Source organism: Massilia phyllostachyos (assembly GCF_021044825.1).
GTDB classification, from domain to species: domain Bacteria; phylum Pseudomonadota; class Gammaproteobacteria; order Burkholderiales; family Burkholderiaceae_D; genus Telluria; species Telluria phyllostachyos.
Genome location: NZ_JAJNOC010000001.1, coordinates 544,399 through 570,799, shown reverse-complemented (window position 1 = coordinate 570,799; position 26,401 = coordinate 544,399). Strand labels below are relative to the sequence as shown.

The window sequence follows — 26,401 nt, the reverse complement described above, 5'->3', positions numbered from 1 at the left end:
GATCAAATGCGTCCTGCATCGGGGCGCAAAATCATTTAGTATCCAAGCTTCCAGGCCACACCAGATAAGAACAACATGAGAACCTACGCCATCGGCGACCTGCAAGGCTGTGCCCACGAAGCGCGGCTCCTGATCGACTGCATTCACGAGGATGCGCAGCGTCACGGACAAACGCAGTCGCGCATTTTATTCGTCGGTGACCTGATCAACCGCGGCCCCGATTCGCTCACCGCGCTGCGCCGCATGAAGGCGCTCACCGAAGACAATCCCGGCCGCGTCGAAGCGCTGCTGGGTAATCACGACCTGCACCTGATCGCGGTGGCGGTCGGCGCCCAGCGCACCAGCCGCAGCGACACGCTCGACGAGATCCTGGCCGCGCCCGACCGCGATGAGTTGATCGCCTGGCTGCGTTATCGGCCGCTGGCGATGTTCGTCGACGCGCATCTGCTGGTGCATGCGGGCGTGGCGCCGCAGTGGGATGCGGCGCAGACGTTGGCGCTGGCGCACGAGGTCGAGAGCGTGCTGCGCGGCGACGGGTGGATCGATTTTCTCTCGGCGATGTACGGCAACGAGCCGGACCAGTGGAGCGATGACCTCACCGGTATGGCGCGGCTGCGCTGCATCGTCAACGCGCTGACCCGCATGCGCCTGTGCACGCCGGATGGACGCATGGATTTCCTGCACAAGGAAAGCGAGCGCGGGCCGGAGGGGTCGGGGCTGCTGCCGTGGTTCGACCTGCCGCAGCGGCGCACGCAGGATGTGACCGTCGTGTTCGGGCACTGGTCGGCGCTGGGCCTGATCCTCAGGCCGAACCTGGTGGGGCTGGACAGCGGCTGCGTGTGGGGTGGGAAGCTGACGGCGGTGTGCCTGGATGACCGCTCGCTGTTGCAGGTGGATTGTCCCGAGTACCGGGAACACAGCGGCAAGAAATGACGCCGGCGCCGGGAACGGCGCCGGTTCGGATCGTTCAGCGGCGCAGCTGGCTGAGATCGCGCACGGCGCCGCGGTCGGCAGACGTGGTCAATGCGGCGTAGGCCTGCAGGGCTTGCGAGACGTAGCGCTCGCGCCCGACCGGCTGCCAGGCATCGGCGCCACGCTCTTCCATCTTCGCGCGCCGGTGCGCCAGCTCTTCGAACGAGACGCGCAGGTTGATGGTGCGCGCCGGGATGTCGATGTCGATGAAGTCCCCCTCCTCCACCAGCCCGATCGCGCCGCCCTCGGCCGCTTCCGGCGAGGCGTGGCCGATCACCAGGCCCGACGAGCCACCCGAGAAGCGCCCGTCCGTGAACAGCGCGCAGGCCTTGCCCAGTCCCTTGGACTTGATGTACGAGGTCGGATACAGCATCTCCTGCATCCCCGGCCCACCCTTCGGCCCCTCGTAGCGGATGATGACCACGTCGCCGGCGTGGACCGTGTCGCCCAGGATCGCTTCCACCGCCGCGTCCTGGCTCTCGAACACGCGCGCCTTGCCGGAGAACTTCAGGATGCTCTCGTCCACCCCCGCCGTTTTCACGATGCAGCCCTTCTCGGCGATGTTCCCGTACAGGACCGCCAGGCCACCGTCCTGCGAATACGCGTGCTCGCGGTCGCGGATGCAGCCGTTGGAACGGTCGAGGTCATTCGCCTCGAAACGCTCGGCCTGGGAAAACGCCACCTGGGTCGGCACGCCGCCCGGCGCCGCGCGGAACAGCTGGTGCACCGCCGCATCAATGCTGCGCTTGATGTCGTACTTCTCGATCGCCTCGCCCACCGAGGCGCTGTGCACGGTGGGGAGCGAGGTGTCCAGCAGCCCGGCGCGCGCCAGCTCGCCCAGGATCGAGACGATGCCGCCGGCGCGGTGCACGTCCTCGATGTGGTACTTGTCGGTCATCGGCGCGACCTTGCACAGGCAGGGCACCTTGCGCGAGATGCGGTCGATGTCGGCCATGGTGAATTCCACCTGCGCCTCGTGGGCGGCCGCCAGCAGGTGCAGCACGGTGTTGGTCGAGCCGCCCATCGAGACGTCCAGCGCCATCGCGTTCTCGAACGCCGCCTTGGTGGCGATCGAGCGCGGCAGCACCGAGTAATCGTCGCCCTCGTAATGGCGTTTTGCCAGCTCGACGATCAGGCGGCCGGCGCGCAGGAACAGCTCCTTGCGGTCCGCGTGGGTAGCGACGATGGTCCCGTTCCCCGGCAGCGACAGGCCCAGCGCCTCGGTCAGGCAGTTCATCGAGTTCGCGGTGAACATGCCGGAACAGGACCCGCAGGTCGGACAGGCCGAGCGTTCCACTTCCGCCACGTCGGCGTCGGACACGCTGCTGTCGCCGGCCTTGATCATGGCGTCGATCAGGTCGAGCTTGATGACTTTTTTACCGTTGTCGACGACCTTGACCACCTTGCCGGCCTCCATCGGGCCGCCCGAGACGAACACCACCGGGATGTTCAGGCGCATCGCGGCCATCAGCATGCCGGGCGTGATCTTGTCGCAGTTCGAGATGCACACCATCGCGTCGGCGCAGTGGGCGTTGACCATGTACTCGACCGAATCGGCGATCAGGTCGCGCGAGGGCAGCGAATACAGCATGCCGCCGTGGCCCATGGCGATGCCGTCGTCGACCGCGATGGTGTTGAACTCCTTGGCGACGCCGCCGCTGGCCTCGATCTCGCGCGCCACCAGCTGGCCCAGGTCCTTCAGGTGCACGTGGCCGGGCACGAACTGGGTGAAGGAATTCACGACGGCGATGATCGGTTTCTCGAAGTCGCCGTCCTTCATCCCGGTGGCGCGCCACAGGGCGCGGGCGCCGGCCATGTTGCGGCCCTGGGTGGTGGTGCGGGAACGGTAAGTCGGCATGGTGGTCTCCTCGGAATGCGGACGAAGCAAAGCACCAGCGTGCCAAGCCACCGGTGATTTGTCCAATATATGATTCAGCGTTCTGTGATTCTTTTTATGAATCAGAGACCAGGGCTTGGGCGACTGCGGTCTGCGTCTGTTCGGCCAGCTCGCGGCGGTGGGCGCCGGTGGCGTCGATCGGCGCCAGGCTGCTCAGGCGCGCACGCACCGGCGGGCCCCGCAGGATCGCGAACATGCTGTCCACAAAAGTCGTGTCGCCGACGTAGTCGATCGAAGGATGGAAGCGCCCCGCGCCGTCCAGGTAGGCCAGCGCGAAGGGCTGCACCGCCACCTTGGCGTCGATGGCGGCCTCGAACAGGTTGGCGTGGAAGGGCAGCACCTCGCCCTGCTTCGACGTGGTCCCTTCCGGGAACAGGCCGACGCGCTGGCCCTGCGCCAGCACGGTGACGATGCCCTTGAAGATGTGGCGCAGCTCGCGCCGGTTGCCGCGCGCGATGAAGATGGTGCCGGCGCCGGCCGCCAGCCAGCCCAGCACCGGCCAGGAACGGATCTCGGCCTTGGCCACGAAGCGGCAGGGATGCAGGGCGTTGATGACGAAGATGTCGAGCCAGGAGACGTGGTTGGCGACGACCAGCGCGTGTTCCAGCGCCGGCGCGACCTCCACCTGCTCGACCGTGACGCGGCAGATGCCGAGCAGTTTGCGCGACCAGCGCCGCGTCAGGCGCTCGCGCGCACCCTTCGAGGCGAGCGGAAACAGCAGCGCGCAGGTCGCCAGGCCCGCCACCAGGTGGACCAGTACGCGCGCCAGGCGCAGGGCAAGCCAGAGTTTCACGGGTCAGGAAACGGGCGGCGGCAAGCCGCCCTGCTTGACTAGCGCTGGAACGCCACGCGGCCGCGCACGACGGTCGCACGCACCTGCCCGGCCAGCTCGTAGCCGAGGAAGGGCGTGTGCTTGCCCTGGCTCGCCAGCGCACGGCGCTCGACCTTCCAGCGCGCATCCGGGTCGAACAGCACCACGTCGGCGGCGGCGCCCACGGACAGGGTCCCGGCCGGCAGCCCGGCGATACGGGCGGCATCGGACGTCACCTTGGCCAGCGCGCGCGGCAGCGCATCACTGCCGCGCTGGTCCTCGGTCCACTTCAGCACCAGCGACAGCAGCAGCTCGAGGCCGGTCGCGCCGGGCGAGGCTTCGGCGAAGGGCAGCAGCTTCTCGTCGTCGTCCACCGGCGTGTGGTCCGAACAGATCGCGTCGATGGTGCCGTCCAGCAGGCTGTCGCGGATCGCATCGCGGTCGCGCTGGCTGCGCAACGGCGGCGTGAAGCGGGCATTGGAGTCGAAGAAGCCGATATCCGCATCGGTCAGGTGCAGGTGGTGGGCGCCGACGTCGCAGGTGACCGGCAAGCCTTCCTTCTTGGCCGCGGCGACCAGCGCCAGGCCGGCTGCGGAGGACATCCGGCACAGGTGCACGCGGGCGCCGGTGGCGCGCATCAGCTCGAAGATGGTGTGCAGGGCGATGGTCTCGGACATCACCGGCACGCCGGACAGGCCCAGGCGCGAGGCCAGCGGACCGCTGTGGGCGACGCCGCCGCGGCCGATGTGGGCGTCCTGCGGGCGCAGCCAGACCGTGAAGCCGAAGGTTTTCGCGTACTGCATGGCGCGCAGCAGCACGGTGGTATCTAAAATCGGTTCCTCGGCCTGGGCGAAGCCGATGCAGCCGGCTTCGGTCAGCTCGGCCATCTCGGTCAGCGCCTGGCCCTTCAGGCCCATGGTCAGCGCGCCCAGCGGGTGGACGTTGGCCTGGTTCAGGATGCGCGCGCGGTGCTTGAGCATCTCCACCAGCCCGGGTTCGTCCAGCACCGGGTCGGTGTCGGGCGGGCAGACCAGCGTCGTCACGCCGCCCTGCACCGCCGCCTGCATTTCCGATTCCAGCGTCGCCTTGTATTCGTAGCCCGGCTCGCGCAGGCGCGCCGACAGGTCGACCAGGCCCGGCGCGACCACCAGGCCAGTGGCGTCGATGACGTTGTCGGCCACGAAGCCATCGGGGGCCGCGCCGAGGCCGGCGATCACGCCGTCGGCGATGAAGAGGTCCGTCACCTGGTCGATGCCGTTTGCCGGGTCGATCACACGCCCGTTCTTGATATGGTGTTTCATGCCTGGGTTCCCGCCAAAATGCTCATCACTGCCATGCGTACCGCGATGCCGAAGGTCACCTGCGGCAGGATCACCGCCTGGCTGCCGTCGGCCACCGCCGAATCGATCTCGACGCCGCGGTTCATCGGCCCCGGGTGCATCACGATCGCGTCCGGCTTGGCCAGCGCCAGGCGTTCCGGGGTCAGGCCGTAGCTCTTGAAGTATTCCTGCGCCGAGGGCAGCAGCGCGCCGCTCATGCGTTCGTTCTGCAGGCGCAGCATGATGATGACGTCGACGTCCTTCAGGCCCTCATCCATGTTGGTGAAGGTGCGCACGCCCATCTGCTCCAGGCCGCCCGGCAGCAGGGTATGCGGGCCGATCGCGCGCACTTCCGGCACGCCGAGCGTGGTCAGCGCGTGGATGTCCGAACGCGCCACGCGGCTGTGCAGGATGTCGCCGACGATGGCCACGCGCAGGTTGGTGAAATCCTGCTTGTAGTGGCGGATCGTGTACATGTCGAGCAGGCCCTGGGTCGGGTGCGCGTGGCGGCCGTCGCCGGCGTTCACGACGTGCACGTGCGACTGCTGCGTCTCGATCAGGTGCTTGGCGATCAGGTAGGGGGCGCCCGACTGGGCGTGGCGCACCACGAACATGTCGGCGTGCATGGCCGACAGGTTGTCGATGGTGTCCAGCAGCGACTCGCCCTTGCTGGCCGAGGAAGCCTGGATGTTCAGGTTGATGACGTCGGCCGACAGGCGCTTGGCCGCGATCTCGAAGGTGGTGCGGGTGCGCGTGCTGTTCTCGAAGAAGAGGTTGAACACGCTCTTCCCGCGCATCAGCGGGACCTTCTTGACCTCGCGGTCCGAGATCGAGACGAAGCTCGATGCGGTGTCGAGGATGTGGTTCAGGATGGACTTCGGCAGGCCCTCGATCGAGAGCAGGTGCAGCAGCTCGCCGTGCTTGTTCAGTTGCGGATTAAGAAAGATCTTGGACATTGTCGGTGTGTTCAACTTCAATGGTCAGCGAGAGTTGGCCGGCGTCGTCGCGCTGCAGGCACAGCGACTGGTTCGGCGCGAGGGTGGCGCGGGTGCCCACGTAATCCGGCGCCACCGGCAGCTCGCGTCCGCCGCGGTCGGCCAGGGCCGCCAGGCGGATGCAGCTTGGCCTGCCGTAGTCGAACAGCACGTTGATCGCGGCGCGCACGGTGCGGCCGGTCTGCAGCACGTCGTCCACCAGCACCACGGTCGCGCCGTCGACCGGGAAGCGGATGTGGGTCGGCTTCACGTCCGGATGCAGGCCCTTCTTGGCGTAGTCGTCGCGGTAGAAGGAGACGTCGATGGAACCCAGGCGATTGCTGAGATCCAGGTCCTTGGCCAGCCGTTCGGCCAGCCAGGCGCCGCCGGAATGGATGCCGACGATGGCGGCGTCCGCGACCCCGTCCAGGCCCGCGCGGACCTGGCCCAGCAGCTCGCGGTACAGCGCCTCCGCGTCGTACTCTTGATTAGATGTTGGCATGAGCGTCAAAGTATTGTTGCAAAATAATGGCGGCCGCCTTGGCGTCGATGACCTCGCCGCGCTTGTGCGGGATGACGGCGGACGAGTAGCGCTCGTCGACGAGTTCGACAGGGAGATTGAAGCGGCCGTGGAGCTGGTTGGCGAAGCGCCGGCTGCGCAAGGTCATGTCGTGCTCGGCGCCGTCGGGATGGAAGGGCTCGCCCACGATGAGGCGGGCCGGCTTCCATTCGTTGATGAGGTCGCCGATGACCTGGAAACGGGTGGCGTTATCGACCGCCTTGATGACGGTCAAGGGTTGCGCCTGCCAGGTAAGGGTGTTGCCCATGGCAATGCCGATGCGCTTCACCCCGAAGTCGAAGCCAAATACGATGTCGACCATCAGGGAAACAACCCCTTATGCATGGCCGGCTTCAGTCGCGAGCATGAGCGGATCGATTCCCAGCAGTTTGATGGCGGCGGTATAGCGTTCCTCGATCGGCAGGTCGAACAGGACCTTGGCATCGGCGCCGACGGTGAGCCAGCCGTTGCGCGAGAGTTCTTCCTCGAGCTGGCCCGGGCTCCAGCCGGCATAGCCGATCGAGACCAGCATGCGGGCCGGGCCGGCGCCGCTGGCGACCGCTTCCAGCACGTCGATCGAGGTGGTGAAGGCGACGTCGTCGGTGACGGTGAGCGAGGACGAGTAGCGTCCGCTGGGCGTGTGCAGCACGAAGCCGCGGTCGTCCTGGACCGGGCCGCCGAACATGATCGGCTGGTCGGTCACGGAAGAACGCAGGCCGGGGGCGAGTTTCAGGTCGACGCGGTCGAACAGCACGTCCATGGTCATGTCGGTCGGCTTGTTGATGACCACGCCGAGCACGCCCTTTTCGTTGTGCTCGCAGACGTAGACGACGGTGCCGCCGAAGATCGGATCCTGGATCGACGGCATCGCGATCAGGAAATGGTTGGCGAGATTCAGTCCGGACGGAGCGGGGCCGATCTTGCCGAGCGTCGTTTCAGCTTCCGGTGGCATGCCGGGCTTCGGTAGAGTGTTGCCAACTTTGCTTTTCTTCATACGCTACTCTCACATGGGCTCACTCTGGTTTATCGACAGCGCTAATAGACAAGGTCTGCAACCGAAGGTGTCCACAACACAACAACACGCTTTTCGATAGTTTACACTGAATTGGCTGAACGGCCACTTAAGCGCCTCTTTTGGCTGACCCGCGATACCGGTCGAACCCGCTCGTGCGCCCCGCAACTGTCCCGCCTCCCTGCTTCCTTGTACCGCTAGGAAGAATCCTACCCAGTAAAATCGGCCGCCACCTTGACCCCGCACACGATGATGAATATGAGCAACTCTTTGGTTTGGTTCCGGCGGGACCTTCGCGCATTCGACCATGCGGCCCTCTACCAGGCCTTGACCTCATCCAATCGTGTGCACTGCGTTTTCGTTTATGACAGCGATATCCTGGACCCGCTGCCCCGTGACGACCGGCGGGTGCGTTTCATTCACGCGAGCATCGCCAGTCTCGATGCCGAACTGCGCCGGCTCGGTGCTTGTCTGATCGTGCGGCAGGGCCGCCCTCTTGAAGTGGTTCCCGCGCTGGCCGCCGAATTGGACGTCGACGCGGTGTTGGTATGTGCCGATTATGAACCCGAGGCGGTCGAACGTGACGCACAAATGGAGGAGCGCCTGAGGGCTGACGGCAGGCAATTCTTGAAGTTCAAGGACCAGGTCATTTTCGAGCAGCACGAGGTGTTGACCCTGGCAAAGGGACCGTTCTCGGTGTTCACGCCGTACAAGAATGCCTGGCTCAAACGCCTGGCGGCGATGCCGGAGACGCTGGCCGCCTGGCCGGTCGACCCGTACGCCCACAACTTCGCGCCGCCGCCGTCCGGCACGCCGGCCCTGCCCTCGCTCGAGGAGATCGGTTTCGCGCCCGGCGAGCCGCCGCTGCCGGCCGGGATGGAAGGCGCCGAGATGCTGTTCGAGGACTTCGTGAACCGCATCGCCGACTACGGCCGCGCGCGCGACTTTCCGGCCGAGGACAGCACCTCGCGCCTGTCGGTCCACCTGCGCTTCGGCACCACCTCGATCCGCCACCTGGTGCGCACCGCGCGCCAGATGGCGGAGAACGGCGCCGGCGGCGCCGGGGCCTCGGTGTGGCTGTCGGAACTCATCTGGCGCGATTTCTATTCGATGATTTTGGCGCGCAATCCGCATGTCGTGGAGCGCTCGTTCAAGCCGGCCTTCGATGCGCTGGCGTGGGAAAGCGGGGACGAAGCCGAAGAACTGTTCGCGGCCTGGTGCGAGGGGCGTACCGGCTATCCGCTGGTGGACGCGGCGATGGCGCAGCTGAACCAGACTGGCTTCATGCACAACCGGCTGCGCATGGTGACGGCGAGTTTTCTGACCAAGGACCTGGGAGTCGACTGGCGGCGCGGGGAGCGGTATTTCGCGCTGAAGCTGAACGACTACGAGCTGGCGTCGAACAACGGGGGCTGGCAGTGGGCGGCGTCGACGGGGTGCGATGCGCAGCCGTGGTTCAGGATTTTCAATCCGGTGTCGCAGTCGACGCGGTTCGATGCGCATGGGGAGTTCATTCGGGAGTGGGTGCCGGCCCTGAAGCTGTTGAGCGCGAAGGAGATTCATGCGCCGTGGCTGGTGGCGGAGGAGGTGCTGGCCGAAAAAGGAGTCGTTCTTGGGCAGGATTATCCGCTGCCTGTCGTCGAGCACGATGCTGCGCGTAAGCGGACGCTCGAGCGGTTTGCGGTCGTGAAAAAGGCCGCAGGCTGATCACGCAAACTTGGGTTCCGGCCTTCGCCGGAACGACGTGCTTGAGCTACGCTGACGTTATTTTCACCACTGCTCTAAAGACCGTCGTACGCGCCACTGGCGCCTACGACTTCCCGCGAAGGCGGGATTGATGCCACTGGCATCAATTCCCCCAAGTTCGTCGAACAGCCCCTAACCCTTCTTGAGTAACTCCTCAATCGCCGCCAACAACACCGCCTCCTGATACGGCTTCCCGAAGTACGCATTCACCCCAAGCCCCAAGGCATAGTTGCGGTGCTTGTCGGCAGTACGCGACGTGATCATGATGACCGGAATCCCGCGCGTCAGCGGATTCTCGCGCACCTCGCGCGTCAGGTCGAAGCCGTCCATGCGCGGCATCTCGATATCGACCAGCATCAGGTCCGGCGCCGCCGCTTCGATCTGTTCCAGCGCGTCGATGCCGTCCTTGGCCAGCATCACGCCGTAGCCCTCGCGCTCCAGCAGGCGCTGGGTCACGCGGCGCACGGTGATCGAGTCGTCGACCACCATGATGGTCGCGCGCTGTTCCTCTTCGATCTCCGCGACCTGTGCGCCGGCCGGGGCCGGGCGTTCGGCCAGCACCACCGGGTCGAGGATCAGCACGATCTCGCCGGTGCCCAGCACGGTGGCGCCGGCGATGCCGGGGACGCGCGCCAGCTGCGGGCCGATGTTCTTGACCACGACTTCGCGGTTGCCCAGCACCTCGTCGACGCGCAGGGCGATGCGGCCGCTGGCGCCGTGCACCACCAGCACCGGCGTCAGTTTCTGCGGCGCGCCGCCGCCCGCTGCCGGTTCGCCCAGCAGCGCGTCGAGGGCGAATAAATCGTGCGGCTGGCCGCCGGCGGCGATCGTGCCGGCCGCCTGCGCCGCCAGCAGGTCGCTGTCGCGCACCTGCAGCACCTGTTCCACCAGGGTCGAGGGCAGCGCGTGGGTGCGGCCGGCGGCGCTGACCAGCACCACCTGGGCCACCGCCAGGGTCAGGGGCAGGTGGATCGAGAAGCGCGTACCCTGGCCCGGCGTGGACTCGACCGCGACGCGGCCGCCCAGCGCATGCGCTTCGGAGCGCACCACGTCCATGCCGACGCCGCGGCCGGCCAGTTCGGTGAGCGTGTCGGCGGTCGAGAAGCCGGGCTCGAAGATCAGTTCGGCTGCGTCATGATCGGAGACCACCGCGTCCTGCGCGACCAGGCCGAGCGCGCGCGCCTTGGCGCGGATGCGGTCCAGGTCCAGGCCGGCGCCGTCGTCGCTGAACCCGATCGCGACTTCGTTGCCGTGCTGGGCGACCTGCACCAGCACTTCGCCGGTCTCGCCCTTGCCTGCGCCGGCGCGCTCGGAGCGCGCCTCGATGCCGTGCACGATGGCGTTGCGCAGCAGGTGTTCGAACGGCGCGGCCATCTGTTCCAGCACGCTGCGGTCGATTTCGACGCCGCCGCCGCGGATGTCGAGGTTGACGCGTTTTTCCAGTTCCTTGGCGGTCTGGCGCGCCACGCGGAACAGGCGTTCCGACAGGCTGGCGAAGGGCACCATGCGCACCCGCATCAGGTCGCGCTGCAGGTCGCGCGTCATGCGCTGCTGGGCCGCGAGGTCTTCCGCCGCGCTGTCCACGGTGCGCGACAGGCTCTCGTGGAAGGCTTCGACGTCGTTGACGCTCTCGGCCATCATGCGGGTCAATTCCTGCAGGCGCGTGAAGCGGTCGAACTCGAGCGGGTCGAATTCGCGTTCGCCGGCGATCGACAGGCGCGAGGCGATCTGCGACTCGGCCTGCATCTCGATCTCGCGCATCTGGCGGCGCAGGCGGTCCAGGTTGTCCGAGAAGTCGGACAGCGCGCCCTTCAGCGAACCGACCCCGTTCTCCAGGCGCGAACGGGTGATCGACACTTCGCCGGCCTGGTTGACGACGCGGTCGAGGATGTCGGCGCGCACCCGCACCAGCGGCGTGCGGGCGCCGCCCTGTTCCGGCGGCGCCGGCGCGGCCTCGACGGGGGCATCGACAGGCGCTTGCGCCGGCTGCTGCAGCTGTTCGAACAGCAGCAGGGCCTGGTCGTAGTTGGCCAGCAGTTCGTCGAAAGCGGCCGGCGTGGTGGTCCCGGCGTGGACCATGTTCTCGATCTGGGTTTCCAGCTCGTGGGTGTGCTGGCCGAGGCGCATCGCGCCGGCCATGCGGGCGCTGCCCTTGACCGTGTGCAGGGCGCGCTGCAGGCCCTGGGCCACGGCGTGGTCCTGGGGATCGAGCTGCCATTGGCGCAGGCCCTTGCCGATCTGCGGGAACAGGTCGGCGCCCTCTTCCAGAAACACCGGCAGCAGGTCGGCGTCGAGTTCGTCCGCGAACACCGGGGTGACGGGGAGCGCGCCGTCGTCCTGCGGCGCGGCGGGTGCGGGTTCCGGTTCGCTTTTGGGCTCAGGCTCGGGCTCGGGCAGCGGCTGCAGTTCGATCTCGATCTCGGGCTCGGGCTCGGCAACGGGCGCGACATCCGGCACGGCCTCGTCCAGTACCGCTTCGGCCAGCACCGCCTCGTCCGGCGTGACCGCGACAAAGGCGGGCGCCTCTTCCTCCGGCGCGGCCTGCAGCAGCGGCGGCGGCGCAAAGGGGTCGTCGAGGAAGCTGTCGAACAGGTCGTCGATCTCGCTGACCGCCTCGGCCTTCTCTTCCTCTTCGCGCACTTCCGGCGGCAGCGGCGCCGGCGGCGGGGCGGCCAGCAGCTCGTCGTAGGCGGTGGCGAACAGCGCATCCAGTTTCGCGGCCAGGCCGGTGTCGGCGCCGCCATGGACGCCGGCGGCCTGCTGGCCGGCCAGGCGCTCGCCCAGGGTCTCGAGCTGGTGGATCAGGTCCGGCTGGGGCGGCGCGAGTTCGCCGAGCGAGAACACCTGCAGCATGGTGCGGGCCCGCGCCAGGGTCGCGTCCAGCAGCTCGCGGCCGGCGGCGTCCAGCTCGGGGCCGGGAACGGCCAGTTTTTCCAGCACCGACTCCCAGGCGTGGGCGACGTCGTGCAAGGCGCCGAAGCCCACCGTGGACGAGGTCCCGGCCAGCGTGTGCGCAGCCTTGACCGCGTCTTCCGATGCGGGGCGCTGCGGCGCGGCGCGCCAGTCCTCGAGATCCTGCGCCAGCAGCGCCACCAGCGCCTCGGCTTCGTCGAGGTAGATCGTGTACAGGGCCAGCGGAATCTCGCGTTCGCCCACGCGCTTGGTCGCGGGCGCGGCTTCCTCCACTTGCGCCACCGGCGCGGCCTCGGGCTCGCCGCCTTCCAGCACGCGCGCCGCCGCCGCCACCAGCGTCTCGCTGTCGCGCTGCGACGCGCCTTGCGCGGCCAGCTCGTCGACCCAGGCGGACAACTGCGCATGCGCATCGCGCAGCAGCGCCAGCAGGGCCGGCGTGGCGCTGCGCGCCTCCGACAACCACAGATTCATGACCTTCTCGACCGCGGCCGCGCCTTCGGCGAAGCGCTCCAGGTTCACCATGCGGCTGCTGCCCTTCAGGGTGTGGAAGGCGCGGCGCAGCAGGGTGAGGGTTTCCTGGTTGTCGGGGGTGCTTTCCGCCTGCGGCAGGTTCGCCGCCACCAGTCCCAGCACTTCCTGGGCTTCGAGGATGAAGATTTCGAGCAGCTCGGATTCGATCGTCGCTTCCTGCGCCGTGACCTCAGGCGCCGGCGCCGCAACGGGTGCGGGCTCGGGCGCGGCCTCCGGCGCCGTCTCGACGAATTCGAAGGGCAGCTCGCGCAGCAGGCGTTTCTCGACATCGAAGGTGAAGCGGCCCTTGGCCGATTCGCTGTTCTGGGCCAGCAGGTCGGTGAAGAAGCCGAGGGCGCCGATGTTCTGGGCGATGTTGTGCAGCAGCGCCGACTGCGTGTTCACCTCGCCGTCGCTCTGGGCCAGCACCCGCACTTCGCCGGCCACGTGGCGCGCCGCCAGCACCGCCTGCTCCTGGTCGAGGATGGCCAGCGCGCCCTGCACGCCGTGCAGCACCGGCTCGGCCTGGACCAGCGCCTCGCGCTTGCCTGGGTTGTCGTAGTAATCGTCGAGCAGCTTCTCGACCTGGCGCAGGCCGGCCTTGATCTCGCCCGCCAGCACGGCCACCGTCTGGCCCTGCTGGATCTGGCGCGCCAGTTCGCCCTGCCACTGCGGCGCATCCGGCGGGGTTTCGCCCGCGGCCAGCGCCAGCAGGCGCGCGCCGACCGCCTCGGCGTTCTCGGCGAAGTCCTCGGGCAGCTGGCGCAGCTGGTCCAGGCCGTTCTCGACGAACAGCATGGCCGCCGCCATCTCGAGCTTGACGCCGTCGCTGCGGCCGGCGGCGATCGCATCCTGGGCGGCGCGGCCCAGTTCGCGCAGCAGCTGGGCCAGGGCCGGCGCGCCCAGCTTTTCGCTGGCGCCGGCCAGGCGCGAGAGCTGGGCGTCGAAATCTTCCTTGACCTCGCCCTCGTCCACGCCTTCGCTGGCGATGCGGTCCCAGTCCGACTTGGTGCGCGCCAGCGCTTCGCGCGCTTCCTGCAGCGCATCCTGGTCGATGCGGCCGTAGCGGCGCGCCGCGTAATCGTGCGGCACCAGGCCATCGAGGCCGCAGGCCGCGCGCAGGCGCCGCGCATCTTCATTCGGTTCGCCAGCGGCCGCAACGAAGAACAGCGCATCGCGCAGCATCGCATCCGGCGTGCCGCCCTGCCCTTGCGACAGGCGGCGCAGCTGCAGGTTGACCTGGCCGAGCAGCTGCTTCACATACAGGTCGGCGTCGACCTGGCCGTCCGCGACCACGCCGGCGAAGGCGTGCATCGCGCTCCAGAACAGGCGCACGCGGGCGTCCTGCCGGCTGGCCGCGATCGGGGCAATCGCATCGCGCATGCCGGCCGCGTGCTGGGCTTCTCCGCTTTTCAGGTAAGGCAGCAGCGACTTTTCGAAGCGCGCGCGGCAGGCCGCGATGTCCGGCTGCGGGGCGTTGTCCGCCAGCGGCAGGTCGACCGCCTGGCCCAGGTCGGACGGCAGCAGGTCGGACGGGTGGATGCGTTCGACCCCGAGCTGGTCCTGCAGGTCGCGGTAATACGGGAACAGGCGCGCCGGCTGCTGCGGGCTGCCGGCCAGGAGTTCATCCAGGTATTCGACCAGCGCCTGGTATGCGTCCTGCACCACCTTGACGGTCTCGGGGGTGCAGGGAAGCTGGCCATCCTTGAAGCGGTCGATCAGCCGTTCGGCCGCGCCGCCCAGCACGTTGACGCCCTCGACGTCGACCATCTGCAGCGCGCCGTGGGCCTGGTGCAGGTGGGTCTTGGCGTGCAGCAGCAGGGTCGGCTGGGCCTCCTGGCTACGCCTGGCCGCGTCGCGCAGCGCCGTGCCCGAGCGCCCGAGGGCGTCGCGGATCTCGCCGATCACCCACGACAGCGGTCCGGTATCGAAGGCGGGCAGGCGGGAGGATGGCTTGGTCATTGTGCTCGTAAGTGCTTGTCTCAGGCCGCGACGCGGAAGCGCGACACGGAATCTTTCAGCTCCTGCGCCAGCAGCGCCAGTTCATGGATCGACTGCGCCGTCTGGCGCGTGCCGCCCTGGGTCTGTTCGGTCACCGACAGGATGTGCTGCATATTATGGGCCACGCCGTTGGCCGACGTCGCCTGTTCTTCGGCCGCCAGCGAAATTCCCTGGATCAGCTCCGCCAGGCGGTTCGACACGCGCGAGATGTCGGACAGCGCGGCGCCCGCCGCATCCGACAGGCGCGCGCCCTCGACCACGCCCTGGGTCGACTTTTCCATCGCCGCCACCGCGTCGTGGGTGTCGGCCTGGATGGTGCGCACCAGCGCGCCGATCTGCTTGGCCGATTCGGCCGAGCGTTCCGCCAGGCGCTGCACCTCTTCCGCCACCACCGAGAAGCCGCGTCCCGCTTCGCCGGCCGATGCGGCCTGGATCGCCGCGTTCAGCGCCAGCACGTTGGTCTGTTCGGTGATGTCGGAAATCAGGTCGGTGATCTCGCCGATCTCCTGCGAGGATTCGCCCAGGCGCTTGATGCGCTTCGAGGTTTCCTGGATCTGCTCGCGGATCTCGTTCATGCCCAGGATCGCATTCTGCACCGCCTGCGCGCCCTGCTCCGCCGCCGCCACCGACTGGCGCGCCACGTCGGCCGATTCGGTCGCCGAGCGCGACACGTCGGAAATCTGCGTCGCCATCCGCAGCACCGTGCTGGAGGCGTCCTGGATCTCGCGCGACTGCGCTTCGGCCGCGCCCAGCAGCTCGCTCGACACGGTCTGCGCGCCGCCGGAAGCGTGGGTCACCTGCTCGGCGGTCTTGATGACGCGCTGCACCAGGCCGCGCAATTCCTCGACCGTGTAGTTGACCGAGTCGGCGATCGCGCCGGTGATGTCTTCCGAGACGGTGGCGTGCACCGTCAGGTCGCCGTCCGCCACTTCCTGCAGTTCGTTCATGAGGCGCAGAATGGCGGCCTGGTTCTGGTCGTTGGTGGCCTTGGCTTCTTCTTCCTTGGCCTGGGCCAGCTGGCGCATCGCTTCCGCTTCCTGGCGGCGCGCCTCGGCGCCGCGGGTGCGGTTGCGCGAGTCCTGCAGCATCACGCGGCTCAAGCTGCCGCCCATCGCCAGGGTGAACACCGAGGCGCCGACCAGCACCCAGAACCAGCTGCTCTTGACCGCCAGCGTGGCGCGGTACTCGGCCTGGGCCTTGGCCAGGGTGGCGCGCAGGCCTTCGTTGTCGCGCGCCACGACTTCCTCGGCGGTGCGGGCGGCGGCGAAGTTGTGCATATTGGTGGCGAGCGGCGCCACGCCTTCCTGCCAGGACTTCCACAGGATGCGCGCCGCGGCCAGGCGCTCGCGCAGGTCGATGTCGGCGACCGGGTTCGGGCCGGTGCTCAGGGAATCGAGCAGGGCGCCGAGTTCCGCGCTGTCGCGCGTGACGACCCTGGCGGCGTCGCCGTGGGCGGCGCCGGGGCTGGAAAAGGCGTGGGCGGCGGCCGGCAGGCGTTCGCTCAGCGCGGCCAGGCGCTCGCCGGCGGCGGCGTCGCGCGCGCTGCCGCCGCGCAGGCGGTCGGCGAGAAGCTGCAGGTCGGGGACCAGGGCGTCGAGGCGGTCGACGCTGGCGCCGAAGCCGATCAGGTGGCGCTTGTTGCCGACGATGGTGCTGGCGGCCGCGTTCGAGGCCGACCAGCCCGAGCGCGCCTTGGCCAGCATGGCCGCCAGCTGGCCGGAGGCGGGCGGCAGGTCGAGGGCGCCGGACTTGCCGCCGCGCGCCAGCAGGGTCAGGAGGCGCCCCAGTTCGGCGCGGCTTTCGTCCAGTTCGACGAAGGCGGTGGCCTCGCCGCGCAGGGCGTTGGGCGCGGCCTTGGCCACGCGCTGCGAGTGCATCAGCGCGTCCGCCGCCAGCTGGCCCTGCTGCGAGACCACGTCGGTGTGGGCGCCGTCCTGCCACATCGCGGTCACGGTCAGCAGGATGCCGGCGACAAAGGCGACCAGCACCAGGCGCAGCTGGCGCGCCAGCGGCATATGGCCGATCAGGGGCAGGCGCAGGTTCTCGTCCTCGTCGGCCACGATCTGCGGCCGGCGCGCACGGGTGTTGCCGAGCCGGCGCGCGGCCGCTTCGGCCGAGCCGTGCACCTGGCCGTCAGGGGACGCACCGGGGCCGAACTGCGTATCGGGCGCGGTCAGGACGGAGTCCCCGTCCGGGTCTTCCTTCGAGAATACGTTCATGCTGAGTTTCGTGGCGAATCCCATACCGGCTCCCTAGTCCTGCTGTCGTTATTGTGGTTCTGGTGGCTGTGTCACATCGAGGAAACGAGGCTCGCGCACCAGCGCCGCGAGCGAAAGCGGGGTCCAGCGCTGGCCGTCGGCGTCGACCAGGGCGTCGCCGTCGCGCGTCATGCCGCTGGCCTGGCGCAGGCCGAACACGCGCTCGGCCAGCAGCGCGCAGTTCACGCCCAGCACGGGCGCGAAGGTGATCATGCGGGTGGCCGGGCCGGCGCCTGCCGCCCCGTCCTCGCCCAGGTAGCGCGCCAGGTCGACCACGCCGACCAGGGTGCCGCGCACATTGGCCAGGCCCAGGTACCAGGGCACGGTCAGCGGCACGCGCACCGGCGGCACCGGGGCGACGATCTCGCCCGCTTCCAGCAGGTCGAGCAGGTAGCGGGTGCCGCCCACCTGCAGGCCGAGCTGCTGGATCGGCGCGCCGCTGCCGCTCTTCGCGGCCTGCATGCGCTCGAGGAGCTGCTCCTGGTATTCGCGCAGGCGGGCGCGGCGTGCGGCGCCGGTGTCGCTCATGCCGCTGCGGCCGCTTGCGCGTCGAGCGTGGCGATGGCGCCCAGCAGCAGCGCCGGGTCGACCGGCTTCACCAGGTAGTCGCGCGCGCCCTGGCGCATGCCCCAGATGCGGTCGGTCTCCTGGTTCTTGCTGCTGCAGATGATGACCGGGACCGCGCTCAGGTCCGGGTCGCGGGCGATGGCGCGCGTCACCTGGAAGCCGTTCGCGCCGGGCATGACCACGTCCATCAGGATCAGTTGCGGGCGCTCGGCGCGGATCTTGTCGATCGCCTCCTCGCCGTTGACGGCGGTGCTCACCTCATAGCCGGCGCGCGCCAGGATGTCGGTCAGATAAAAGCGTTCGGTCGGGGAATCGTCGACGATCAGGATCTTGTGTATGGCCACGTTGGGCTCCGGTGTTCGGTGTTCGGACTGCATGGGTGGATCAGGCCTTGTCCGCCGTGTGCTCGCGCACCGCGGCCAGCAGGCTGTCCTTGGAAAACGGTTTGGTCAGATAGGCCGAGGCGCCGACCATCGCGCCGCGCGCACGGTCGAACAGGCCGTCCTTGGACGACAGCATCAGCACCGGCGTCGCGTGGAAGCGCGCGCTCTTCTTGATCAGGGCACAGGTCTGGTATCCGTCCAGGCGCGGCATCAGGATGTCGCAGAACACCAGCGCGGGGTGGTGGTCGTTGATCTTGGCGAGCGCATCGAAGCCATCGTCCGCCAGCACTACGTGGTAACCGGCCTGGGTCAGGAAGATTTCGGCGGAACGGCGGATCGTGCTGCTGTCGTCGATCACCATGATGGTCAGGCCGGTCGATTGCGGCGATATCGTCATTTTCGTTTCACTTCAGCATGAAACGTCAAGATAGCACAGGGGGTTTGGCTTGTGCGAAAAGTGTTGCAGCACGTCAACTCTTTGGTAATAACTTGCAAACTGACGTGCTGCGCAGGCAACTTAGTTGCCTGATTTGATTGCCATTTTAGATAGCCGTCATCTCGAAATCGTCCTTGCGCGCGCCGCATTCCGGGCAAGTCCAGTTCATCGGGACATCGGCCCAGCGGGTGCCCGGGGCGATGCCGTCGTCCGGGGCGCCGGCGGCCTCGTCATACACCCAGCCGCAGATCAGGCACATCCAGGTCTGGAATGGGGCCGTCGATTCAGTGCTCACAATATACGTCCTTGTATCTAGTAGAATGGAGAGTCGCGTATCTTACATGCAGCAGCCGTGCAAAACCAAACGTTACCCCTTATCCTGACATTTGGCGTGTCCGACCCGGTCGGCGCGCTCGGCGTGCAGGCCGACCTGGCCGCCTTCGCCGCCAACGGGTGCCACGGATTGTCGGTGGTCGCCGGCATCCTCGTGGCGGACAGCGCCAAGGTCGAGAACCTGCACGAAGTCGACAGCGACTGGATGGCCGACCAGGCGAGAGTCCTGCTCGAGGACATGCCGGTGGCCGCCTTCAAGGTCGGCGCCGTCGCCAACGTCCTGCAGCTGGCGGCGATCGCCGAGATCGTGTCCGACTATCCGGACGCCCCGCTGATCCTCGACCCATTCCTCACCGCCCTGCCCGACTCCGGCCTGGCCGACGAGGAGATGCTGTCGGCGATCCGCTCGATCCTCGCGCCGCAGACCACGGTGCTGATGCTGTCGCAGTCGGAACTGGGCCGCATGGCCGAGACCTGGCGCGAAGCCGCGAACGACGGCTCCCTGCTGGAAGACGTGGCCGAACTCACCAATGCCGGCTGCCAGTACGTGCTGGTCACTGGCACCCGCGACGAAACCGGCACCTGCTCGAACACCCTGTTCGACGCCGACGGCGTGGTGGCCAAGGTCGAGTGGCAGCACCTGCCCGGGCCTTTTGTGGGCGCCGGCAATACCTATTCGGCCGCCTTCACCGCCCTGATGGCGCATGGCATGGACGCGCCGCAGGCGCTGTTCGCCGCCCAGGACTACACCAACGGCGCCCTCGAACACGCCCAGCGCTTCGGCATGGGCAAATTCATTCCCAATAAATTCTACCGGGCCTGACCTGCCCTCCAAGAGACCATGACTGAACATACTTCGAAGAACGACCAGCTGTTCGCCCGCGCCCAGCAGACCACACCGGGCGGCGTGAACTCGCCGGTGCGCGCCTTCCGCTCGGTGGGAGGCACCCCGCGCTTCATCACCCGCGCCGAAGGCCCCTACTTCTGGGACGCGGACGGCAAGCGCTACATCGACTATATCGGTTCCTGGGGCCCGGCCATCGTCGGCCATGCGCATCCGAAGGTGGTCAAGGCGGTGCAGGATGCGGCCGCGAATGGCCTGTCCTTCGGCGCGCCGACCGAAGGCGAGATCGAGATCGCCGAAGAGCTCTGCCGCCTGGTGCCGTCGATCGAGCAGGTGCGCCTGGTGTCCTCGGGCACCGAGGCGACCATGAGCGCCCTGCGCCTGGCGCGCGGCGCAACGGGCCGCGACAAGATCGTCAAGTTCGAAGGCTGCTACCACGGCCACGCCGATTCGCTGCTGGTGAAGGCCGGCAGCGGCCTGCTCACCTTCGGCAACCCGACGTCCGCCGGCGTGCCGGAAGACTTCGTGAAGCACACCCTGGTCCTCGACTACAACAACATCCCGCAGCTGGAAGACGCCTTCGCCTCGATGGGCGACACCATCGCCTGCGTGATCGTCGAGCCGGTGGCCGGCAACATGAACCTGATCCGCGCCACGCCGGAATTCCTGACCCGCATGCGCGAGCTGTGCACCGAGCATGGCGCGGTGCTGATCTTCGACGAGGTGATGTGCGGCTTCCGCGTGGGCCTCGGCGGCGCGCAGGAGATGTACGGCATTACGCCGGATCTCACCGCGCTGGGCAAGGTGATCGGCGGCGGCCTGCCGGTGGCGGCCTTCGGCGGGCGCGCGGAACTGATGCAGAAGATGGCGCCGATCGGGCCGGTGTACCAGGCGGGCACGCTGTCGGGCAATCCGGTGGCTGTGGCGGCAGGGATGACGACGCTGAAGCTGATCCAGGAGCCGGGGTTCTACGAGCGGCTGGGGGCGGCGGCGCAGCGCCTGGTGAACGGGCTGACCGAGGCGGCGAAGGAAGCGGACATTCCGTTCTGCGGCGATGCGGTCGGGGGGATGTTCGGCTTCTACTTCAATCACAACGTGCCGTCGACCTATGGGCAGATGATGGCGGGCGACAAGGAGCGCTTCAATCGCTTCTTCCACGGCATGCTGGACGAAGGCGTGTATTTTGCGCCGGCGATGTTCGAAGCGGGGTTCGTGTCGGCGCAGCATACCGACGCGGTGATCGACGAAACGATCGAAGCAGCACGCCGCGTATTCAAACGCATCGGTTAGCCGCAAGACCGTCGCACCGGCGAAGGCCGGTGCCCAATGTCGTTGAGCAGCTGGTACGCATGCAAACTTGGGTTCCGGCCTTCGCCGGAAGTCGTAGGCGCCAGTGGCGCGTACGACGGTCTTCAGGTTAACACTTCCTTCATTTCTTCCGATACGCGCTGGGTCGCGACTGCCTTGCGCGACCTGCGCTTCCGCCACCAGATAATCACCCCGGTCACGCTCAGCATGGCCACCACCACCCCCATCACGGAAATCAGGATCCGCCCCGGAATCCCCAGGATGCGCCCCGAATGCAACGGGAACTGCGCCTGCACGAAGATGTCCGCCGCGCTGCCCTTCCACGGCTGGCGCTCGCCCAGCAACTGCCCGTTCACGCCGTCGTAATACAGGATCGGCGGGCCGACGCCGCCGGTGCCGTGGTCGTTCCCCGGCTCGAAGAAGCTGACCATGTAGATGCCGTATTCCTGCGAATAGAACACGCCGCCGACCGGCGCTTCCCACTGCCGGGCCGCCGCTTCCGCACCCGCGGTGTCCACGACCTTGTCGAACGCCACGCGCGGCTCGATCACGTCGGCGCCCAGCTTCATGGGGCGGGTGTCGAACGGCGTCGGCGTCACTTCGGACACCGTCTTCATCACCGGATAGAAGATCTCGCTGTAGAGGTTCAGCGAGAAGGCGGTGAAGGCCAGGATCAGGAGCAGCGCCCAGGTCCACAGGCTGAAGGCGCGGTGCAGGTCGAAATTGAGCTTGCTGGAGCCGCCCTTCCAGCGCACCTTCCAGGCCGGTTTCCAGCGCTCGCCCCAGGACTTGCCGCCCGCCGTCGCGGCTTTCCTGCGCACCGGCAGGGTCAGGTAAAAGCCGACGAAACAATCCACCGTCCAGATCATCGCGATCACGCCCAGCAGCCAGATGCCCCAGCGGTCGATGCCCCACATCTCGGGGATGTGCAGGGTGTAGTGCAGCCGGTACAGGAAGGAGACGAAGGTCTCGCGGCTGATCGGCCACACCGCGCCCCATTCGCGCTTGCCCAGTTCCGCGCCGGTGACCGGGTCGAGGAAGACCTGGTTGAAGCCGGGCTTCGTCATGGCGTTCGCTGCTGGATCCCAGCGCGGCGACACGCCGAGGGCCAGCGAGCGGCCCGGTTCCGGATGCAGCGGGACATAGGACACCCGCACCTCCGGATACTGCGCCTCGACCTTCCGCGCCAATGCCAGCGCCGGCTGCGCCGTGCCCGGCGTGTGCGCTTCCATCAGGTGCGGATTGAGCAGGTCGTCCAGCTCGTGGTCCCAGGAGATGACGGCGCCGGTCACGCCGCTCACGAACAGGAAGGCGGCGGTGATCAATCCGGCATACCGGTGCACCAGGGTCCAGAAAGCGCGCATGGCGGGTCCCCTATCAGAAACGGTACTTCAGCGACAGCGAGGCGCTGCGCGGCGCGGCCCAGGTCAGGGCGCCGTAGGCGGCGAACATGCCGAAGTGCTTCTTGTCGAACAGGTTGTCGACGTTGAACTGGGCCGACAGGTTCGGGCTGAACTCGTAGCGCGCCATCAGGTTGACCAGGGCGAAGGAGCCCTGCTCGATCAGGCCGTTGCTGCCGGCGGGCGCCGCCGGGTCGATCGTCCAGGTGCGGCCTTCCCAGTTCACGCCGCCGCCGACCGTCAGGCCGCTCCAGGCGTCCGCCAGCTTGTAGGTGGTGAACACGCGCAGCAGGCGGCGTGGGTAGATGCTGTTCACGTCGGCGCCGCTGGCGTCCCTGGCGCGGAACTGCGAATAGCCGGCGGTGGCGTTCCAGCCCGGGGCCAGTTCGCCCGACAGCTCGAACTCGACGCCTTCGCTCTTCGCGCCTTCGGCGGCGCGGTAGTAGCTTTCTTCCAGCAGCGGGCCGGCGCCGTCGCGGTCGATGCGGCCGGCTTCCTGCGCCAGCTTGTCCTGTTCGATGCGGAACACGGCGAAGGACCCGTTCAGGCGGCCGCCGAAGAATTCGCTCTTCACGCCCAGCTCGTAGTTCTTGCCGACGATCGGCTCGAGCATATTGCCGGCCAGGTCCTTCCGGTTCTGCGGCTGGAAGATGTCGGTGTAGCTGGCATAGGCCGACCAGTTGTTGCCCAGGTCATAAACCAGGCCGGCGTAGGGCGTGACCTCGTTCTCGTGCTTGATCGCGTAGGCCGCCGTCCACAGGCCGCGGCCGTTCTTCTCGTAGTCGGTGACGCGCGCGCCGACGATCAGCTTGAGCGGATCGGTGATGGCGAAGCGCGCCACGCCGTACAGGCCCGATTGCGTGGTTTCGGCGCTTTCGTAGAAGGTTTGCGGGCCCCAGGACGGCTCTGGATAGGCGGCGCCGTCCCAAGCGTTGAAGTCGCGCACCGAATGATCGACGCTGCCGAAGTCCGCCGCGCGGTTGTTGGAGTTGAACTTCTGCGACATGCGGGTGTAGCCGAAGGTCGCCTCATGGCGGCGGCCGAACAGCTCGAAGGGACCGCTGGCTTGCAGGCCGAAGTCGTCCTGCTTGGTGGTGGTGTAGTAGGAGCCGGCGAAGTCGCTCATGCCGCCGCCCGTCACACGGTTCGGGATGCCCGACAGGTAGAGCAGGTAGGAGTCGCCGATGCGTTTCGAATGGTTGGCGCTGGCGCGCAGCTTCCAGCCGTTGTCGAAACCGTGTTCGAGGGTGATGAAGCCGTTGTCGTAGCGCGAAGCCCAGCTGACCCAGTCGGCCGCGGTGGTCTTCGAACGGTCCCAGCTGGTGCGCGAGCCGTCGCTGTACCAGAACGGCAGGCCGCCCCACATACCGGCGCGCGGGTCCAGGTCCTGGCGGCTGACGCCGGCCGACAGCAGTGTCCGAGGACCGAGGTCGGCGTCGATCACGCCGTAGAAGGTCTTGCTTTCGTTCTTGAGCAGGTCGACCCAGCTGTCGGACTTGGTGTACTCGCCCACCACGCGGGCGCGCACGGTGCCGGCCGCGTTCAGCGGCGTCGACACGTCGCCCAGCAGGCGGCGCTCGTTCCAGCGGCCGATGCCCGCCTCCACCGAACCGGTGAGCGTGCGGCTGGTCGCGTGCTTGCGCACCAGGTTGATCGCGGCCGAGGGGTTGCCGGCGCCGGTCATCAAACCGGTCGCGCCGCGCACCACTTCGACGCGCTCGAACTGCGCCAGGCTGCCGGCCACTTCGCCGGCGCTCCAGGCCTGGTCCCAGGTGGCCGGGATGCCGTCGATCTGCAGGTTGTCGATGTCGAAGCCGCGCGCGGTGAAGCCGGCGCGGTTGGTCTCGTACTGGTTGACCGAGACGCCGATCACGTTGTTGACGATGTCGGTCACGGTCTGCATGTTCTGGTCTTCGATGCGCTGCAAGGTCACCACCGACACCGACTGCGGCGTCTCGCGCAGCGACAGGTCGAGCGCCGTGGCGCTGCGCGCGCTGCCGGCGGTGTAACTCGTCTCGCCGATCTTGCGCGCGTTGACCTGCACTTGCTGGATGCCGGTGGTCTGGTCGGCTTCTTCCGCCTGGGCAGTCAGGGACAGGGAGGCGGCGACGAGGAAAACGAGGCGGTTCAGCCGGAAGGTGCTGCGGGCGTGGATGGTCATGGGAATCTCGACAAGTGGTGGAAAGCGGCGCCCGGCAAGCTCGGCTTGTGCGGCGCACCATGTTACTGAACGCGAATGATAACAATTCTCATTCACTTGTCAATGTATTTATACAAATGCCATGCCGTGTTTCGTATCCACGAACGAAACGGGCGGTGAAATTAAATTTCACCGCCCGTTCCTTTTTGAAATTTTATTTCACCGTTTAGCGCAACCAGCCGCGCCGGCGGAAGTACCACAGCGGCGCGATGCCGCAGGTGACCATCAGGCCCAGCGCGAACGGATAGCCGAAGGTCCAGTCGATTTCCGGCAGCACGCGGAAGTTCATGCCGTAGATGCTGGCGATCAGGGTCGGCGGCAGGAAGGCGACCGAGGCCACCGAGAAGATCTTGATGATCTTGTTCTGGTTGATGTTGATGAAGCCGACAGTGGCGTCCATCAGGAAGTTCACCTTGTCGAACAGGAAGGAGGTGTGGCCGTCGAGCGACTCGATGTCGCGCAGGATCTGGCGCGCTTCCTCGAACTGGTCGGAATTGAGCAGGCGGCCGCGCATCAGGAAGCTGACCGCGCGCCGCGTGTCCATCATGTTGCGGCGGATGCGGCCGTTCAAGTCTTCCTCGTGCGCGATCGCGTTCAGCGCGGCGGCCGCGTCCTGGTCGGTGAATTCCTTTTGCAGCACGCGCGTCGAGACTTCTTCCAGCGCCTCGTAGATGCCCTCGAGCGCGTCGGCCGAATACTCGGCATCGGTCGCATACAGGTCGAGCAGCACGTCCATATAGTCTTCGATCGAACCGGGACGCGAGCGCGCGCGCAGGCGCACCAGGCGGAACACCGGCAGGTCGTCGTTATGGACCGAGAACAGGATTTTGCCGGACAGGATGAAGGCGACCGTGACCACGCGCGAGGGGCCGTCCTCTTCTTCCAGCAGGAAGTCGGTGCGCAGGTGCAGGTCGCCGTTTTCCGCTTCGTAGTAGCGGGCCGATGCTTCGATGTCCGAGACTTCGTCCTCGCCCGGCAGGGTCACGCCATAGGTGGTCTTGACCAGGATGCGCTCTTCGTCGGTGGGCTCGTTGAGGTCGACCCAGACCGGCGTCACGTTCTCCAGGTCCTCGCGCGACTCGACGCTGACCTGGTTCAAGCGGCCATTTTGTAGGACAAATACGTTGATCATGCGCTGTTTCTCGGCCGGGGTTCGAAAATTTCCGCAAGTGTAACCGACCGGCAGCGCGCGCGGCCACCCCGTACCGACAATTTCGTCGCCAGGAACCTACGGCAGGTCGGCGAAGCGCATCCGGCGCTGGATCAGGGCGGTGCGGCGCACCAGGTAATTGGTGGCGCGGTGCTTGTCGTAGTAGCGCGGATTGGGCAGCATCACCGCCAGGCGCGCGGCCTGCTGGGGGTTCAGGTTGGCGGCCGCGGTCTTGTAATAGTAGCGCGCCGCGGCTTCGGCGCCGAATACCCCGCGCCCGTACTCGACCACGTTCAGGTAGACCTCGAGGATGCGCTTTTTGCTCATCACGGTCTCCAGCATGAAGGCGATGATCATCTCCTGCCCCTTGCGCAGATAGCTGCGCGAGCCGGACAGGAACAGGTTCTTGGCCAGCTGCTGGGTGATGGTCGAGCCGCCGCCGACCACCTTGCTGCGCTTGTTATTGCGCTCATAAGCCTTTTCCAGCGCCTCCCAATCCACGCCGCCATGCTCGGCGAAGCGCGAATCCTCGGACGCCACCACCGCCTTCTTCAGGTTGTTCGAGATGCGCTCGTAGGGCACCCATTCGTGCTTGAGCTGGGCGTTCGGGTTCTTTTCGCGCAGCTCGGACAGCTGCTGGCGCATGAAGCTGGTCGAGCCGGGATTGAACACCGCGTACCAGCAGACCATGACGAAGAAGTAAAGCTGGACCAGCAGCACCAGCAGGATCGGCCCGAGGATGATCCACTTGAGCCAGCGGCGCGAGGTCTTCTTTCCCGCCGCTTTTTTGGTCGCGGGCATGCTGATG

The 26,401-nt window shown here is 67.4% G+C and carries 21 protein-coding genes; 4 read left to right on the top strand and 17 right to left on the bottom strand.

The features are described 5' to 3' along the window. Positions 1-75: 75 nt before the first annotated feature. Entirely contained in the window at positions 76-933 is an 858-nt protein-coding gene (locus LQ564_RS02460) for a symmetrical bis(5'-nucleosyl)-tetraphosphatase (protein WP_231056492.1), read from the top strand. A 34-nt stretch (positions 934-967) separates the two neighbouring features. On the opposite strand, the gene ilvD is transcribed toward LQ564_RS02460, so the two are convergent. From ilvD to LQ564_RS02425, 7 genes are all read right to left on the bottom strand, one after another. Then, entirely contained in the window at positions 968-2,830 is a 1,863-nt protein-coding gene (gene ilvD, locus LQ564_RS02455) for a dihydroxy-acid dehydratase (protein ID WP_231056491.1), read from the bottom strand. Positions 2,831-2,924: 94 nt separating this feature from the next. Next, a complete protein-coding gene (locus tag LQ564_RS02450) occupies positions 2,925-3,662 on the bottom strand; it encodes a lysophospholipid acyltransferase family protein (RefSeq protein WP_231056490.1) in 738 nt (245 codons plus the stop codon). A gap of 38 nt (positions 3,663-3,700) precedes the next feature. Then, positions 3,701-4,981, bottom strand: a complete 1,281-nt coding sequence (locus tag LQ564_RS02445; RefSeq protein ID WP_231056489.1) for a dihydroorotase — start codon at positions 4,979-4,981, stop codon at positions 3,701-3,703. After that, positions 4,978-5,955, bottom strand: coding sequence for an aspartate carbamoyltransferase catalytic subunit (locus LQ564_RS02440; RefSeq protein WP_231056488.1), 978 nt, complete (start codon positions 5,953-5,955; stop codon positions 4,978-4,980). The genes LQ564_RS02445 and LQ564_RS02440 overlap by 4 nt, the downstream gene beginning before the upstream one ends. Next, positions 5,936-6,475: a bifunctional pyr operon transcriptional regulator/uracil phosphoribosyltransferase PyrR gene (gene pyrR, locus LQ564_RS02435; protein ID WP_231056487.1), complete on the bottom strand. Its 540-nt coding sequence runs from the start codon at positions 6,473-6,475 to the stop codon at positions 5,936-5,938. Before pyrR ends, LQ564_RS02440 begins: the two co-directional genes overlap by 20 nt. After that, positions 6,462-6,854 carry a Holliday junction resolvase RuvX gene (gene ruvX / locus LQ564_RS02430; protein WP_231056486.1) on the bottom strand — a complete coding sequence of 131 codons (393 nt, stop codon included), beginning with the start codon at positions 6,852-6,854 and terminating at the stop codon, positions 6,462-6,464. The genes pyrR and ruvX overlap by 14 nt, the downstream gene beginning before the upstream one ends. A 15-nt stretch (positions 6,855-6,869) precedes the next feature. Next, on the bottom strand, positions 6,870-7,484 hold the full coding sequence (locus LQ564_RS02425; protein WP_231056485.1) for a YqgE/AlgH family protein: 615 nt from the start codon (positions 7,482-7,484) through the stop codon (positions 6,870-6,872). Positions 7,485-7,796: 312 nt separating this feature from the next. Here LQ564_RS02425 and LQ564_RS02420 point away from each other — a divergent pair, with 312 nt between their 5' ends. Further along, positions 7,797-9,251, top strand: coding sequence for a cryptochrome/photolyase family protein (locus LQ564_RS02420; protein WP_231057355.1), 1,455 nt, complete (start codon positions 7,797-7,799; stop codon positions 9,249-9,251). A gap of 171 nt (positions 9,252-9,422) precedes the next feature. On the opposite strand, the gene LQ564_RS02415 is transcribed toward LQ564_RS02420, so the two are convergent. The 6 genes from LQ564_RS02415 to LQ564_RS02390 form a co-directional block, all read right to left on the bottom strand. Beyond that, positions 9,423-14,675 (bottom strand): hybrid sensor histidine kinase/response regulator, encoded by a 5,253-nt coding sequence (locus LQ564_RS02415; RefSeq protein WP_231056484.1) that lies wholly within the window; start codon positions 14,673-14,675, stop codon positions 9,423-9,425. A gap of 20 nt (positions 14,676-14,695) precedes the next feature. Then, positions 14,696-16,933, bottom strand: coding sequence for a methyl-accepting chemotaxis protein (locus LQ564_RS02410; RefSeq protein ID WP_231056483.1), 2,238 nt, complete (start codon positions 16,931-16,933; stop codon positions 14,696-14,698). A 48-nt stretch (positions 16,934-16,981) separates the two neighbouring features. Continuing rightward, a complete protein-coding gene (locus LQ564_RS02405; protein ID WP_231056482.1) occupies positions 16,982-17,500 on the bottom strand; it encodes a chemotaxis protein CheW in 519 nt (172 codons plus the stop codon). Beyond that, positions 17,497-17,883, bottom strand: coding sequence for a response regulator (locus LQ564_RS02400; RefSeq protein WP_288378652.1), 387 nt, complete (start codon positions 17,881-17,883; stop codon positions 17,497-17,499). Before LQ564_RS02400 ends, LQ564_RS02405 begins: the two co-directional genes overlap by 4 nt. Before the next feature lie 40 nt (positions 17,884-17,923). Then, entirely contained in the window at positions 17,924-18,319 is a 396-nt protein-coding gene (locus LQ564_RS02395; protein ID WP_231056481.1) for a response regulator, read from the bottom strand. 145 nt (positions 18,320-18,464) lie between these two features. Continuing rightward, on the bottom strand, positions 18,465-18,617 hold the full coding sequence (locus tag LQ564_RS02390) for a rubredoxin (RefSeq protein WP_029755924.1): 153 nt from the start codon (positions 18,615-18,617) through the stop codon (positions 18,465-18,467). Positions 18,618-18,710: 93 nt separating this feature from the next. Here LQ564_RS02390 and thiD point away from each other — a divergent pair, with 93 nt between their 5' ends. Together thiD and hemL are read left to right on the top strand one after the other, a co-directional pair. Continuing rightward, positions 18,711-19,514, top strand: coding sequence for a bifunctional hydroxymethylpyrimidine kinase/phosphomethylpyrimidine kinase (thiD, locus tag LQ564_RS02385; RefSeq protein ID WP_371873412.1), 804 nt, complete (start codon positions 18,711-18,713; stop codon positions 19,512-19,514). Between the two features lie 18 nt (positions 19,515-19,532). After that, positions 19,533-20,825, top strand: coding sequence for a glutamate-1-semialdehyde 2,1-aminomutase (gene hemL, locus LQ564_RS02380; RefSeq protein WP_231056479.1), 1,293 nt, complete (start codon positions 19,533-19,535; stop codon positions 20,823-20,825). A gap of 122 nt (positions 20,826-20,947) precedes the next feature. Here hemL and LQ564_RS02375 read toward each other — a convergent pair whose 3' ends face one another. From LQ564_RS02375 to mtgA, 4 genes are all read right to left on the bottom strand, one after another. Further along, on the bottom strand, positions 20,948-22,207 hold the full coding sequence (locus LQ564_RS02375) for a PepSY-associated TM helix domain-containing protein (RefSeq protein WP_231056478.1): 1,260 nt from the start codon (positions 22,205-22,207) through the stop codon (positions 20,948-20,950). A 13-nt stretch (positions 22,208-22,220) separates the two neighbouring features. Continuing rightward, a complete protein-coding gene (locus LQ564_RS02370; protein ID WP_231056477.1) occupies positions 22,221-24,404 on the bottom strand; it encodes a TonB-dependent siderophore receptor in 2,184 nt (727 codons plus the stop codon). Between the two features lie 205 nt (positions 24,405-24,609). Next, on the bottom strand, positions 24,610-25,575 hold the full coding sequence (corA, locus tag LQ564_RS02365; RefSeq protein ID WP_231056476.1) for a magnesium/cobalt transporter CorA: 966 nt from the start codon (positions 25,573-25,575) through the stop codon (positions 24,610-24,612). 96 nt (positions 25,576-25,671) lie between these two features. Continuing rightward, positions 25,672-26,394 carry a monofunctional biosynthetic peptidoglycan transglycosylase gene (mtgA, locus tag LQ564_RS02360; protein WP_231057353.1) on the bottom strand — a complete coding sequence of 241 codons (723 nt, stop codon included), beginning with the start codon at positions 26,392-26,394 and terminating at the stop codon, positions 25,672-25,674. Positions 26,395-26,401: the final 7 nt, after the last annotated feature.

Excerpts from the sequence above, each read along its gene's own strand:
- LQ564_RS02415 (WP_231056484.1), bottom strand. The coding sequence starts at position 14,675 with ATGACCAAGCCATCCTCCCGCCTGCCCGCCTTCGATACCGGACCGCTG.
- LQ564_RS02420 (WP_231057355.1), top strand. The coding sequence starts at position 7,797 with ATGAATATGAGCAACTCTTTGGTTTGGTTCCGGCGGGACCTTCGCGCA.
- mtgA (WP_231057353.1), bottom strand. The coding sequence starts at position 26,394 with ATGCCCGCGACCAAAAAAGCGGCGGGAAAGAAGACCTCGCGCCGCTGG.
- ilvD (WP_231056491.1), bottom strand. The coding sequence starts at position 2,830 with ATGCCGACTTACCGTTCCCGCACCACCACCCAGGGCCGCAACATGGCC.
- LQ564_RS02395 (WP_231056481.1), bottom strand. The coding sequence starts at position 18,319 with ATGACGATATCGCCGCAATCGACCGGCCTGACCATCATGGTGATCGAC.
- hemL (WP_231056479.1), top strand. The coding sequence starts at position 19,533 with ATGACTGAACATACTTCGAAGAACGACCAGCTGTTCGCCCGCGCCCAG.
- LQ564_RS02445 (WP_231056489.1), bottom strand. The coding sequence starts at position 4,981 with ATGAAACACCATATCAAGAACGGGCGTGTGATCGACCCGGCAAACGGC.
- LQ564_RS02370 (WP_231056477.1), bottom strand. The coding sequence starts at position 24,404 with ATGACCATCCACGCCCGCAGCACCTTCCGGCTGAACCGCCTCGTTTTC.
- pyrR (WP_231056487.1), bottom strand. The coding sequence starts at position 6,475 with ATGCCAACATCTAATCAAGAGTACGACGCGGAGGCGCTGTACCGCGAG.
- corA (WP_231056476.1), bottom strand. The coding sequence starts at position 25,575 with ATGATCAACGTATTTGTCCTACAAAATGGCCGCTTGAACCAGGTCAGC.
- LQ564_RS02440 (WP_231056488.1), bottom strand. The coding sequence starts at position 5,955 with ATGTCCAAGATCTTTCTTAATCCGCAACTGAACAAGCACGGCGAGCTG.
- LQ564_RS02405 (WP_231056482.1), bottom strand. The coding sequence starts at position 17,500 with ATGAGCGACACCGGCGCCGCACGCCGCGCCCGCCTGCGCGAATACCAG.
- LQ564_RS02375 (WP_231056478.1), bottom strand. The coding sequence starts at position 22,207 with ATGCGCGCTTTCTGGACCCTGGTGCACCGGTATGCCGGATTGATCACC.
- ruvX (WP_231056486.1), bottom strand. The coding sequence starts at position 6,854 with ATGGTCGACATCGTATTTGGCTTCGACTTCGGGGTGAAGCGCATCGGC.
- LQ564_RS02425 (WP_231056485.1), bottom strand. The coding sequence starts at position 7,484 with ATGCCACCGGAAGCTGAAACGACGCTCGGCAAGATCGGCCCCGCTCCG.
- LQ564_RS02460 (WP_231056492.1), top strand. The coding sequence starts at position 76 with ATGAGAACCTACGCCATCGGCGACCTGCAAGGCTGTGCCCACGAAGCG.
- LQ564_RS02410 (WP_231056483.1), bottom strand. The coding sequence starts at position 16,933 with ATGAACGTATTCTCGAAGGAAGACCCGGACGGGGACTCCGTCCTGACC.
- LQ564_RS02390 (WP_029755924.1), bottom strand. The coding sequence starts at position 18,617 with ATGTGCCTGATCTGCGGCTGGGTGTATGACGAGGCCGCCGGCGCCCCG.